At 35.9% G+C, this 13,597-nt stretch carries 11 protein-coding genes and 2 riboswitches; of the genes, 2 read left to right on the top strand and 9 right to left on the bottom strand.

What is annotated here, in order from left to right:
- Nucleotides 1-344 precede the first annotated feature (344 nt).
- Nucleotides 345-1,676, bottom strand: coding sequence for an NCS2 family permease (locus tag P2Q73_RS04150; RefSeq protein WP_053591887.1), 1,332 nt, complete (start codon nucleotides 1,674-1,676; stop codon nucleotides 345-347).
- A 90-nt stretch (nucleotides 1,677-1,766) separates the two neighbouring features.
- A riboswitch (purine riboswitch) is annotated at nucleotides 1,767-1,868 on the bottom strand.
- Nucleotides 1,869-2,058: 190 nt separating this feature from the next.
- Here P2Q73_RS04150 and P2Q73_RS04145 point away from each other — a divergent pair.
- On the top strand, nucleotides 2,059-2,982 hold the full coding sequence (locus P2Q73_RS04145) for a helix-turn-helix transcriptional regulator (RefSeq protein WP_275784217.1): 924 nt from the start codon (nucleotides 2,059-2,061) through the stop codon (nucleotides 2,980-2,982).
- 30 nt (nucleotides 2,983-3,012) lie between these two features.
- Nucleotides 3,013-3,408, top strand: coding sequence for a GyrI-like domain-containing protein (locus tag P2Q73_RS04140; RefSeq protein ID WP_275784213.1), 396 nt, complete (start codon nucleotides 3,013-3,015; stop codon nucleotides 3,406-3,408).
- Nucleotides 3,409-3,809: 401 nt separating this feature from the next.
- Here the strand turns inward: P2Q73_RS04140 and P2Q73_RS04135 are convergent, their stop codons facing one another.
- The 8 genes from P2Q73_RS04135 to P2Q73_RS04100 all read right to left on the bottom strand — a co-directional run bounded on the left by P2Q73_RS04135 (nucleotide 3,810) and on the right by P2Q73_RS04100 (nucleotide 13,355).
- Nucleotides 3,810-3,959, bottom strand: a complete 150-nt coding sequence (locus P2Q73_RS04135) for a hypothetical protein (RefSeq protein ID WP_056830658.1) — start codon at nucleotides 3,957-3,959, stop codon at nucleotides 3,810-3,812.
- 58 nt (nucleotides 3,960-4,017) lie between these two features.
- Nucleotides 4,018-4,191 (bottom strand): hypothetical protein, encoded by a 174-nt coding sequence (locus P2Q73_RS04130; RefSeq protein WP_275784209.1) that lies wholly within the window; start codon nucleotides 4,189-4,191, stop codon nucleotides 4,018-4,020.
- Between the two features lie 165 nt (nucleotides 4,192-4,356).
- Nucleotides 4,357-5,910 carry a glutamine-hydrolyzing GMP synthase gene (gene guaA, locus P2Q73_RS04125; protein ID WP_053591883.1) on the bottom strand — a complete coding sequence of 518 codons (1,554 nt, stop codon included), beginning with the start codon at nucleotides 5,908-5,910 and terminating at the stop codon, nucleotides 4,357-4,359.
- Nucleotides 5,911-6,065: 155 nt separating this feature from the next.
- Nucleotides 6,066-6,167: riboswitch (purine riboswitch) on the bottom strand.
- Between the two features lie 34 nt (nucleotides 6,168-6,201).
- Nucleotides 6,202-8,406 carry a DUF4129 domain-containing transglutaminase family protein gene (locus tag P2Q73_RS04120; RefSeq protein WP_275784205.1) on the bottom strand — a complete coding sequence of 735 codons (2,205 nt, stop codon included), beginning with the start codon at nucleotides 8,404-8,406 and terminating at the stop codon, nucleotides 6,202-6,204.
- A complete protein-coding gene (locus tag P2Q73_RS04115; RefSeq protein ID WP_345798827.1) occupies nucleotides 8,403-9,608 on the bottom strand; it encodes a DUF58 domain-containing protein in 1,206 nt (401 codons plus the stop codon). The genes P2Q73_RS04120 and P2Q73_RS04115 overlap by 4 nt, the downstream gene beginning before the upstream one ends.
- On the bottom strand, nucleotides 9,605-10,555 hold the full coding sequence (locus P2Q73_RS04110) for an AAA family ATPase (protein ID WP_275784202.1): 951 nt from the start codon (nucleotides 10,553-10,555) through the stop codon (nucleotides 9,605-9,607). The genes P2Q73_RS04115 and P2Q73_RS04110 overlap by 4 nt, the downstream gene beginning before the upstream one ends.
- A 487-nt stretch (nucleotides 10,556-11,042) precedes the next feature.
- Entirely contained in the window at nucleotides 11,043-11,870 is an 828-nt protein-coding gene (gene nadE / locus P2Q73_RS04105) for an ammonia-dependent NAD(+) synthetase (protein ID WP_056830651.1), read from the bottom strand.
- 6 nt (nucleotides 11,871-11,876) lie between these two features.
- Nucleotides 11,877-13,355: a nicotinate phosphoribosyltransferase gene (locus P2Q73_RS04100; protein ID WP_053591879.1), complete on the bottom strand. Its 1,479-nt coding sequence runs from the start codon at nucleotides 13,353-13,355 to the stop codon at nucleotides 11,877-11,879.
- Between the last annotated feature and the right edge of the window lie 242 nt (nucleotides 13,356-13,597).

Raw genomic sequence — 13,597 nt, 5'->3', positions numbered from 1 at the left:
TTAGTCTATCAAGCTATATGTCTTAACGTTTTGCATGTTCAGTTTTCAATGTTCATGTAGTTAATGTTGCCGTTTTGTTTTGGCGACCTTTGTATCTTAACACCCTTTTACATGCTGCGTCAACACCAAAATCATAAAAAGATGTAAAAACATAATAACATTTTATTCTGAAAAATACAACTATATTTCAAAAAAAAGTGTCATATCTTGAAATCCCTTTATTCGCAAAGGTTTAGAGCATATTATTAAATTTCCTTCTATTATTTTTATACTACTTTGCTAAAAAAGACTTTATAAAAAAACAAAAAAGAGAGACGCAAGGTCTCTCTCATTTCGATGATTGATTATAAGAATATAAAATAACCGAGGAATACTACCCATAGTCCATACATAATTGGGTGCACTTCTTTTATTCGTCCCGCAATGATCATTGTGATTGGATAAAACAAGAATCCAATTGCTATACCAGTTGCAATAGAGTATGTTAACGGCATTGCAATAATAACGAAGAATGCCGGAACTGCAACTTCAAATTTAGTCCATTCGATATTTCCTAAGGAAGATACCATTAATACCCCTACTACTATTAACGCTGGTGCAGTTACATAAGAAGTAACAACACTTAATAATGGAAAGAAGAATAAAGATAATAATAGAAGAACTCCCGTTACTACTGCTGCAAAACCTGAACGTGCACCTGCCGCAACACCTGCAGTAGATTCTACATAAGATGTAGTTGTTGAAGTACCAGCTACTGCACCTGCTGTTGTTGCAATTGCATCTGCAAGAAGTGCTTTACCTGCACGTGGTAGCTTTCCTTCTTTCATTAAACCTGCTTGGTTTGCTACAGAAATTAATGTTCCTGCTGTATCAAAAAAGTTAACAAATAAAAATGTTAGAACTACGATTAAAAATTGAGCTGTTAATAGAGACGATGGATCATTGAATATTGGATCAAGCGCTGCTCCAAAAGTTGGAGCCATACTTGGTACATGTCCTATAATTGCTTTTGGAATCGGGACTAAGCTAAAGATCATCCCGACTATAGCGGTGATCAACATACCATAGAAAATTCCGCCTTTAATACCTTTAACCATCATGATAACTGTAATGATTAAACCGAATATTGTTAGAAGGACGTTTGGATCTGTTAAATCTCCTAAACCAACAATTACGTTTGGATTACTTACGATAATTTTTGAGTTTTGTAAACCAACAAATGTAATAAATAAACCAATTCCCGCGCCTACTGCAAATTTCAATTCAGCTGGGATTGCATTAATAATTGTTTCACGAATACCGGATAATGATAAAAGAATAAAAATAACACCTGCTACAAAAACTCCGGTTAACGCTACTTGCCATGGAATTCCGAATTCTAATACAACTGTATATGCGAAGAATGCATTTAGTCCCATTCCTGGTGCTAGGGCAATTGGATATTTTGCTAATACACCCATCAGGATTGATCCGATTGCAGCCGCAATAGCTGTTGCTGTAAATACCGAACCTTTATCCATATACATAAAATCTGGTAAACCTTCTACAGTCTCAAGTGATAGAGTCATCGGGTTTACTACTAGGATATACGCCATTGCTAGAAATGTTGTTAAACCACCAATAATCTCGTTGCGATAGTTTGTCCCTAGTTCTTCAAATCGAAAATACTTTTTCATGAGATCCTCCATTTTTTTGTCTTGATAACGAAAAAAAGCATATGACCTATTAACGGTCGTATGCTTTAAAGTCCTTAATCAGTGAAAGTTTTACACTTTCAAACTAATCGTAGTCGAATCATTTACGGTGATTCGGTAGAGACTTTTGGGCCTTATTCCCAACGTTATACGACGACATATTCAAATTATGATAGTAATATAACACTATTAAATGTAAAAATCAATACCAAATCCGAACGTTTTTTAAATATCTTCACTTATAGTTCGTTATTCTGAAAATTTTACTTAATACAATAAGTTATCAACTTCCCAGAATCTCATAGTAATATGAAGTTAGATAAAATCCTGATTAGAAGTGAAATAGTATATGGGGGAAATCATCATGAAGACAGAAAGATTATTTTCGATTTTAGTACTTTTATTAAATACAGATAAAATCTCTGCGGAAGAACTGGCCAAAAAATTTGAAGTCAGTAAGCGAACAATTTATCGAGATTTGGAGTCATTATCAATGTCTGGTCTACCCATTATCTCCATTCATGGTAGAAACGGAGGGGTTGGTTTGATGCCTTCCTATAAAATGGACAAACACTTATTCACTGATGTTGAAAAACAAAAACTAATTGATGCATTAAATATTCATCAAAATATGTTGCAAGAAGATAACCAAATTCTCATAGAAAAGTTGGAAAATTTACAGGGCATTGCTGATGCGTTTGAAAACTTTTCTTACTACTCACCTACTCTTCACAGAAAAGAAATAGAAGAAGAAATAAAAGATAAAATAAAAGCCATTCGAAAAGCAATCACGTATAAGAAAAAATTGAAAATAAAATATACGTCTATGAGCGGAGAGAATACTAATAGAATCGTTTCCCCGTCTAATTTACAACTAAAAGACGGAAGTTGGTTTATGGAGGCTTATTGTGATAAGAGACAGGATAAAAGATTATTTAAGCTTACTCGAATTAGAGAGTACAAAGAATTAGAAGAAGAATGTATTAAAACAATAGAAAGTGAAACTATCTCAACAAAGTGTTACGAGGAAGTTGAACTGATTTTTTCAAAAAACCAATTAGGCAAGCTCTACGATTTTTTCTTAGAAGATGAAATAAAAGTAAACCACAATGATATTACTGTCACTTTTACATATGATAATAATCAAAATCTATTACCTTTTCTATTGATGTTCAGCTCCTCTGTTGATGTTGTAAAACCCGAGGCTTTAAAAATTTCCTATTACCGCGAACTAAATAAAATTAATAAAAAGATAAATGATGACAATCAGTTGTCATACATTCCATGATACATTTCAAATGAAAGGTGGAGATGTAAAATGAGAGAAAATATTTCTTCTATAGTGATACAAGGTAACAAAGTGAGAACGAACAATAATAATAGTGATGTTTTTGCTAATCAATGGGGAGAATTTTTGAAACAACATACAGTGGAAGAGGACATTTTCGCAGTTTATACTAATTACGACAGTGATTACACTGGGAATTTTGATTTTATTATTGGAACGGAAAATTCAACCGGAAAATCAAGTGTCACTATTCCACAAGGAAAATATTTTGTTTGGAAAGTAGAAAAAAACGATCCACATAGCGTTGGCATGGCATGGAAAGAAATTTGGCATAGTGATGTCCCAAGAACATACCAGACTGATTTTGAATGGTATAAGACAGACGGAACAATTAGCATCTATTTATCGGTTTCTTCTCAAGACTAAAAAAAGCCTAAAATCCACTCATTGGATTTTAGGCTTTTATTTACTATTCCCACTCAATCGTTGCTGGTGGCTTAGAAGTAATATCATACAGTACGCTCGCCAACCACTGATATATAAGGATTTTACGCTTTTTATCAAAACAGAAAAATCTGTTCAAATGATGTAATTCTTGTCCTCAATTGTAGCTGGTGAACCCCCTGTTTACAACGTTATTATTTTGAATAATAGCTATTTCGTTTCAATGTCAAAATCAATTAGTAAAAAATGGATATCTGATGACGAGTTTTTTGTCACCGAATCTGAAATTTAGGAGAATAACAAACTCTATCATCAATTGAAAAAAAGAACTTCGAATAAGAAAAACATAGGGAGATTTTAGTCTTCCTATGTTTTCATTCATATTATTTATCTGTTTGTTTTTGCTTTTTTTTCAAATACTCCGCACGTATTTTTTCAAGTTGCTGCTTTTTATCATATTTGGCAGGCTTGTGTTTTTCATGATACTTTGCCACAGCCACCTGACCTTTGGTATCCAATTGATATTTCCCCACTTTGTTCACCTACTTTTCTTGTCTTTAAAGAGAATCTATTTAACAAATATAATATACCTTATTTTACTGAAGTAAACCTTTTTACTTTATTAGTGTACTGCCTAACCTTGCATATATCAGTAAACTTAGTAAAATAATTCATAGCCAAATGGTTTTCATTATACTTATCTTTACGACCTTGAATTTGTTGATTCATTTTAAAGTCATCAATTAAATCACTAATTTTAACCAAAATAAAAAACCCCCTTCTAGTTACTTGTTATAAATAACTAAAAGAGGATTTAATTTTGACATATAAATAGTTGCACGTTAATCACTAAATCAGTGCTTAACAAAATGCATTAGACATTGGTACGACTGTGTTTATAACTTGTTCAAGCTATAATACTCCGCAGTCCTATTCCCACTCAATCGTTGCTGGTGGCTTGCTCGTAACATCATAAAGTACGCGGTTGATATGCGGTACTTCATTAACCAAACGAACACTAATTTTTTCTAATACGTCCCATGGGATACGTGCCCAGTCAGAAGTCATTCCGTCAATAGAAGTTACTGCACGGATACCGATTGCGTAGTCGTACGTACGTGCATCACCCATTACCCCAACACTGCGGATATCAGGTAGCACGGTAAAGTATTGCCAGATGTCACGTTCTAAACCAGCTTTTGCAATTTCCTCACGAAGAATTGCATCAGATTCACGAACGATTTCTAATTTCTCTTCTGTTACTTCTCCAAGTACACGTATTGCTAAACCTGGACCTGGGAATGGTTGACGCCAAACGATTTCATCTGGTAAACCAAGCTCTGTACCAAGTGCACGTACTTCATCTTTAAATAATGTTTTTAAAGGCTCGATCAGTTTGAACTGCATATCTTCAGGAAGCCCACCTACATTGTGGTGAGACTTGATAGTTTGTGCAGTAGCTGTTCCACTTTCGATAATATCTGTATATAACGTTCCTTGCGCAAGGAAATCCATTCCTTTTAACTTAGAAGCTTCATCATCAAATACATAGATAAATTCATTACCGATAATTTTACGTTTCTTCTCAGGATCCGAAACGCCAGCAAGCTTGCTCATGAAACGTTCGCGAGCATCAATTTTAATAACATTCATATGGAAGCCTTCAGAGAAGGTTTTCATAACACCCTCTGCTTCATCTTTACGAAGAAGGTTATGATCCACGAACATACAAGTCAATTGATCACCAATAGCTTTATGGATCAAAACAGCAACTACAGAAGAATCTACTCCACCACTAAGGGCACATAGAACTTTTTTGTCGCCTACTTCTTGACGAATTTTTTCGATTTCCATTTCGATAAAGCTTTCCATCGACCAATCACCTGTTGCGTGACAAACATCAAATACGAATTGACGAAGTAATTCAATACCATAAATAGAATGTCTTACTTCAGGGTGGAACTGAACAGCGTATAATTTTTTCTCTTCATTCGCCATTGCAGCTACTTCACACGCTGGGCTAGTTGCTATTACTTCAAAGCCTTCCGGTGCAACAGTTACGTGGTCACCATGGCTCATCCAAACAACTTGGTTTGCAGGAAGTTGTCCAAATAATGCAGTAGCATTTTTCACATTAATCTCTGCTCTACCATATTCACGATGAGAAGCTTTTTCCACTTTCCCACCGAAATGTTGAGACATTAATTGCATTCCGTAACAAATACCTAAAATCGGAACCCCAATTTCATAGATCGCAGGGTCAATATGAAATGCATTATCATCATAAACAGAATTGGGACCACCAGAGAAAATGATTCCTGTTGCGTTCATTTTCTTTAAATCTTCTGCAGTAACTGTGTGTGGGTGCAACTCACTATACACTCCAAATTCACGAATACGACGCGTGATTAATTGATTATATTGACTACCGAAATCTAGCACGACAATTTTTTCTTGTTCTTTCAACAATGGAGTTGAAGACATTGGCATCCACCTCTTCTTTTAAGTATTCCAAAATTGCTCTTCGTTTATTCTACACTGTATTGGATAAGATAAAAAAACGCGTAAGAAAGCACTTCCTCTTTCTACGCGTTTATGTTCTCTACATCAAAAAGGTGAATGCACATGTCTCAAAAAGACATGACTGCATTCACCTTCATAGTCAAGTTATTATCGGTAACTTGGTAGAGACATCCGAACCATATTATCGGACATATACGAGGGCAACTTGGTCAATTTAATTTGACTTCAGTTTACAGGTTGTAGAGCCTAAAATCAACCGCTTAACTGATTGATTAAATTTTCCCAACTTTCTCTCATTAAAGTATAATCGATTTCATTACGATTATCCCCATAAAAACCTCTTTCATACGTTTGGGTTAGCCTCTTCATGTGACTACCTCCGAAGTATGTATCGATCTTCTTAGCATAATCGGTCAGCGTTTGCCCTTGGTCTTTATCGAGTCCATAAGAACTGAGTTGTTTCAATAATTGATGGTACATTTTTTCGAATGTATCCCAATCATTCTTTCGTATACGATAAACAGGTATGAGCACTTTGGAAATCCATTTTCTTCTGTACTGATATGCTAGTAAACTCAAAATTAATAACCCTAGCAATGACCAGAAAATAAGCGCCTTTCTTTCAGAAATCCATTTCAGTCCATCTTGCATCAATTCCGTAAAGCCTTTGGAAACTTCTTTCTTTTCCTTTTCATTCTCTTCCTGTTCGGGCTTTTGTTCTGAAGGAGGAACTGGTGTGTCTTCTTCACTAGTACTAATATCCAAATCATAATCTATATCAGGACTATTCGAAAAGCCGATAGTCGGTTCAAAAAGCATCCAACCTACCTCTGGAAAATACGCTTCAACCCAGGAATGTGCATTGTTATTTGTTATTTCATACACTGGTACACCATTATTATTACCAATAATTTCACCAGCAGTAAAACCTTTAACCCATCTTGCAGGTATACCAAGTGACCTTAACATTACTACCATTGATGTAGAAAAATTATCACAATACCCTATCTTTGTTTCAAATAAAAACTGATCTACATAATCTGTATCTCCCGTAGGAATTGCTGCTAGCATCTGATCGTATCGAAAATCATTTCTACTAAAATATCGTTCAATGGATTTAGCTTTGTCGTATAAGCTGTTATTGTTTTCTGTTATAGAAACAGCCAAATCTCTAACTCTAGAAGGAAGCGTATCTGGTAATTGCAAATATCGATCAAAATCACTTGTTAAGCCATTCAAGCTTTCCTCCGTCTGTCCTCGAAGAGCCTTCAAGCTATAAACAGGTTCACTATATGAAAGGTCATAACGAACAAGAGGAGCTAAATTTCCGTTGCTATAGCTTGTTATCTTTTGGTTAGCTCCATCGAGAGAAAGCGTGACGGGTTCTTCTGCGTTTACATTTGTTAATCCATAGGGTTGCATGATAAATTCAAAATTAAATGTTGGGTTCATTTCAAGTCTAGCGGATGAGTTGTTTTCCTCGACTCCAGGTGGAATATCCAAAATGATTGGTGTACCTACTTCATAACTAGTAATCTGAGGTTCGCCATCTGATTGTATCCAACCTTTAGAAGTATACGTATCCTTCGTTTCAATTTTCCAATACTGTTTTCTTGGAACAGTAGCACTAAACACTGGAGTATCATCACTTAGAAAAGCTCCGCCTAACTTTTCATCGTTTTCACCATAACCTACTTTTCGGGTAACACTCCCCCCTTTTCCACTACCCTCTTCTTCTGTCAAAGGATTAGATGAAGTTAAAAATGGTACTGGGTCAGGCCAACTTGGTCCAGCTTTTGGCAAAACATATGCGATGGCTCCACTAATTGCCATTAACCCAAAAAGAGAAACTATTATGGAAAAGAGAAATTTACTTGAGGCTTGTACTTTATTTTCAGTCATCACTTTTTGAGCATATAACAAGCCACTAATAATGAATCCACTTATTAATACAACAATAATACCTTTTTCACCGTTATATGGTGTAAACGTATCAAGAATAGTAATAAATAATACCGTTAATACAAAAAATAACAGTATATTTTTCCTTACACGAATCCAATAATTCAATAAATAGGTTGTCATCCACAAAAGAATAAAAAATAATAACGTACGGAAAGAGTCCGTCACTTCCTGCCATTGCTGAAAGATTAAGAACTTCACATTTTCCTGTAAAGTATTAACTAAGTAAGACATCGATTCACTAGAGAAAAAGGATAGGTCCGTATGAATAGCAACAAGCACCCAACTAATAAATAGTATTTTAATCGGAATGGTAAATTTCCAATTTAATTTCACGAAGTAAAATAAAAAAGATATAGCTAAAAATACACTAAACAATTTCAAATGATCCGTATCAGTTAACTCTATTACTGGTTTCAGCCATTCAACTAGTAGTACGAAAACAAAAAAGTAAATAACAAAGGATAAAAATGAAGTTTGTGGTCTTTCATTCATGAACGATTCACCTCCAAAAACGCTTGTGCAAATCGATCCTTTGTAATAACTTGAACGGCAATTCCCCTGCTAGCAGCGTATTGATGCAATGAACTCTCTTCTCGTTTTAACTTAAGCTCTTTATCTTTTACTAGAAAGCAAGTACAAACGCGTAAATTACTTGCTGTTTTTTGAATACTATCTATCCATTCATATGTCAGATTGCTCGTTATATATAAAAGAGAAGTTGCTTGTCCAATTGATAAATCATTTAAGATCGTTTGCTCTATTGGCTTCTTCAAGTCAGCTTGAACCTTCGTCAGATGATACAGCACCCTATGAAGCTGCTCCTCACCTTGAACGGTAGGAACATAAAATCGAGTGTCCCCAATAGAAAGGAACGCACTAGATGCCTGACTTCGAACAATCGCTTGCATGATAGATGCTGTCAAATCTACAATATCTTCAAATAATACAGAGGGGCTTCGATCCATTAGTACAAACAAATCCTGCGATTGCCGATCCTCAAATTCTTTCGTCTTTAGAGTTTGTGTTCGAGCAAACGATTTCCAATGAATCCAGGAAACACGATCTCCAGGCTGATACGACCGCACCCCAGTAGCCATAGAAGTATCTTTCATTGTTTGAATTCTCGATGCTGCCGCTCCTTGATCATATCTCGATTCTATAGGAATATACACCATATCCGTTAAGTTAGGAAAAACTAAAATTGTTTTCTTATTAGGAATAAAAACCTCTTTTTTTTCCCAACCAAATAAATCACTTACCCGAATGATTACTCCTTCAAGTTCATGCTCACCTCTCGGTATTTGTTCTATTTCATACGTCCACTTATATTCTTTTTTCATTCCCCAAAATGTGATTTGCTTCCAAGATGTTGACTGTTGCAAACTGTCACTAACCTTTTCCTCAAACGATGTGTACATTAGTGGAAAACGATTGCTTCTTTTAACCAGAATCGTGGCCGAGAACTTCCCACCACTATATATCTCTCTTGTTTCAATCTTTCTTTCTACTTTTATTTTAGAAATTGGATAAATAAATAAAAGCAAAGAGTAGATAGAAAGAGGTATGACTAGATAAAAAAGGAACCAACTAACAAATCCTCCTTGGAACATAGCGTAAACAAAACTAGCAACTAGAAGGATGAATATACTAATAACACCTTTTAGCTTCTTTAGTTGCCTTAAGCCTCTCATCATTGACTTACTTTCCTCTTAATAGGTACTGGAGTTTTTTTAATAATACGAGAAAGTACCTCTTCTGTAGAAATACCATCATAGCGAGCTTCAGGTCTTAATATGATACGGTGACAAAATACAAATGGGGCTAAATATTGTATATCATCTGGAATAACATAATCTCTCCCTTTAAGCATCGCAAAAGCTTGAGATGCTCTCATTAAAGCAATAGAACCCCTTGGACTGACACCAAGATAAATATATGTATCCTCTCTCGTTCGGCTAGCCAAATCAACAATGTACCCCTTCATCGTGTCATCCACTTTGACGTTTTTCACCTTCTTTTGAAGACCAATCAATTCATCCAAAGAAACAACAGAATTTAGCTCATCAATGGGCATTCTTTTCTCTAATCTATTTAATACTTCTATTTCTTCACTTGGATGTGGATAGCCCATCTTCAACTTCATAAGAAAGCGATCTAACTGTGCTTCTGGAAGTGGATAAGTACCTTCATGCTCAATTGGATTTTGCGTTGCCATTACGAAAAATGGTTTCGGTATTGGCATTGTAATTCCATCAATCGTAACAGAAGCTTCCTCCATCCCTTCAAGAAGTGCAGACTGAGTTTTTGGGGAAGTTCTATTTATTTCATCTGCCAACACGATATTGCCTAATATTGGACCTGGTCTAAATTCGAATTCCATTTCCTTTGGATTATATATAGACACTCCAACAACATCTGAGGGCAAGAGATCCGGTGTAAATTGGATTCGTTTAAAATCAGCACCAATTGATTTTGCAAGTGCTCGCACCATCATCGTTTTCCCTACCCCTGGCACATCTTCCAGTAAGATATGTCCATCTGCCAGTAAAGCAACTACAGCTAATTCTGCAATATTCTTTTTCCCAATCATAACCTTTTCTATATTTATAATAATATCTTGAATCTGCAATTGATCATTCATCTGATTTCCCCCAGAGTCTTCTATTGATAGATTAGTTCGAAAATTAATAAAATATATAATTAGCATACCTAAAATTACAAAATAATACAAATAGAATTGAAAAATGGAAAGGGGCTGTCCTGAATGTCATAAAAAGTGACTTTTAAGGGCCGCCACGTTCTTTGTCGCTTCTATTAAAAAGTTCAATGGACTTCCGTTCCAGGCGGACGCTTTCCGCGGGCGAGCGCCGAGCCTCCTCAGGCCAACACGATGTTGGTCATGAAGGCCTTGCCTCAGGAAGAGGCGGCCTTAGCCTTCCTTCCTCTCTAGCGCTGCGTGCGGGGTCTCGGACTGTCTCGCTTTCCCGCAGGAGTCGCCGCCTTTCACTCCAATCAACTACTTCACTCAATCAATATTATTAGATGGAAACACAAAAGCAGATGGAGAAAAACGGGTTTTTTTCTCCATCTGCTTTATTTTGGGACTTATTGGACAGCCCCTTCATTTATTACTTCCAAAAATCATCAAAAACAGTAATTGGCATATATCGTTTATGCATAGAACGCTTATAATAACCTTCAATAACATCTGATGCTTCTTTTGATACTTCTTTACCCTCTAAATAATCATCGATTTCTTCATAAGAAACTCCTAAAGCGACTTCATCAGGAATAGCGGGTCTATTTTCTTCTAAGTCAGCTGTCGGCACTTTTAAATATAAATGTTCAGGACAGCCTAAATGCTTCAGCAGTTGTCTTCCTTGTCTTTTATTCAAACGGAAAATAGGTGTTAAATCTACCCCACCGTCACCATATTTTGTATAAAAACCAGTGACCGCCTCTGCTGCATGGTCTGTACCTAACACAATACCACTGTACATTGCAGCAATTGAATATTGTGCTTTCATTCGTTCTCTTGCTTTTTCATTCCCCTTCGCGAAATCTGAAAGGGTTACTCCCGCTTCTGCAAGCGCACGTGCACTTGCTTCTACGGCGTCTTTAATATTTATTGTGATGCGCTTAGATGGTTGAATAAAGTCTAGTGCATCTTGACGCTCTGCTTCATCAAACTGCACACCAAATGGCAAACTAACCGCGATAAAAGAATATTTATCTTCTCCCGCTTCTTCGTTCAACTCATTGACCGCAAGCTGTGCAAGCTTTCCGACTAGTGTAGAATCTTGTCCTCCTGAAATACCTAATACCATACTTTTTAAAAACGGATGCTTCTTTAAATAATCTTTCATAAAGTCAATACTTGTTCGAATTTCCTCTTCTACATTAATGCTCGGCTTAACCTTTAAAGCTTCAATAATCTCATGTTGCATTTTAGTCATTTTAAATCAACCTCCATTTTGCAAAATAAAATTATGTTCCATTTCTTTAACTTCTTGAATATTACGCATTTTATTATCCCAGCACTTCTGACTTAAATCGACTGGGTATTCCTCAGGGTTTAGAGAACGTTTATACTCATCCCATAGCAAATCCAAATTCTCATGTGCATATTTGCGAACATCATTCAACTCAGGAATGTCATAAATTACTTGGCCATTTTCAATTACTTTTACATGTAAATCCTTTGCTTCAAAGTTTGTTACAAACTTTGATACAAATGTGTGAACGGGGTGGAACATTTTTAATCGTTTCTCATGTGTCGGGTCCTCATCATGCATTGCAATATAATCGCCTTCTGCTTTACCATTTTCTTTATCAATAATTCGATATAGCTTCTTTTGACCTGGAGTTGTTACTTTTTCTGTAGTAGAGGAAATTTTAATCGTATCTTGCATGACTCCATCTTCATCTTCAATAGATACGATTTTATAAACAGCTCCTAACGCCGGCTGATCATATGCTGTGATTAGTTTCGTCCCAATACCCCAGCTATCTACTTTTGCGCCTTGTGCTTTTAAATTTAAAATTGTATATTCATCTAAATCATTAGATACGATAATTTTAGTATCTGTAAATCCAGCTTGATCGAGCATTTTCCTAGCTTCTTTTGAAAGGAAGGAGATATCCCCAGAATCTAGACGAATCCCGATAAAATTAATTTTATCTCCAAGCTCTTTTGCTACTTTTATAGCAGTAGGAACACCGGTTTTCAGTGTATTATAAGTGTCCACTAAGAAAACACAATCTTTATGGCGTTTTGCATATGAATGGAAAGCTTCATATTCACTTTTATAAGCTTGCACGAGTGAATGAGCGTGTGTGCCAGAGACCGGAATACCGAACATTTTTCCCGCACGAACATTACTGGTCGACTCAATTCCGCCTATATAAGCAGCACGAGTTCCCCAAATTGCAGCATCCATTTCTTGTGCTCTTCTAGAACCAAATTCCATTGCGAGTTCATCTTTTACCACTTGTTTGATTCGTGATCCTTTTGTTGCAATTAACGTTTGGTAATTAACAATATTCAACAGGGCAGTTTCCACTAGCTGTGCCTCTGCTAAAGAAGATTCTATGCGCATAATTGGCTCATTCGGAAAAACAAGTTCTCCTTCTACCATTGAATATACATCTCCCGTAAATCGAAGCGTACGTAAATATTCGATAAAATCATCTCTATATCCAAGTTCATCTTTTAAATAAGCTAAATCACTTTCTGTAAAATGAAAATCACGCAAATAATCAAGACATCTCTCTAATCCAGCAAAAATTGCATACCCATTACCAAATGGTAGCTTCCGAAAGAATAGTTCAAACACCGCTTTCCTTTCATGCATATTATCTGCCCAATAAGATTCGGCCATATTAATTTGATATAAATCAGTATGTAATGCTAAACCGTCGTCTGGATAATTTTTATTCATGAATATCCCCTTCTCCATAACATATGAACTCAGTATACACTATTTACCCTTATTCTTGGATATTTAAGCATTATAAAACCAGTCATCATTTGATGACTCAGGCTGTAGACAAACTCGAGTTTATTTATATAGAATAGATCAGGTTTTCCGAAGCTTACCGCTCTCTTTCCGCGGGCGAGCGACGAGCCTCCTCAGGCCAACACGATGTTGGTCATGAAGGCGTTGCCTCAGGAAGAGGCGGC

The organism is Bacillus sp. Cr_A10 (genome assembly GCF_029222665.1).
Taxonomy (GTDB): domain Bacteria; phylum Bacillota; class Bacilli; order Bacillales_A; family Planococcaceae; genus Psychrobacillus.
Note: the sequence above shows the minus strand (reverse complement) of the source record. Positions and strands in the feature narration are given on the sequence as shown.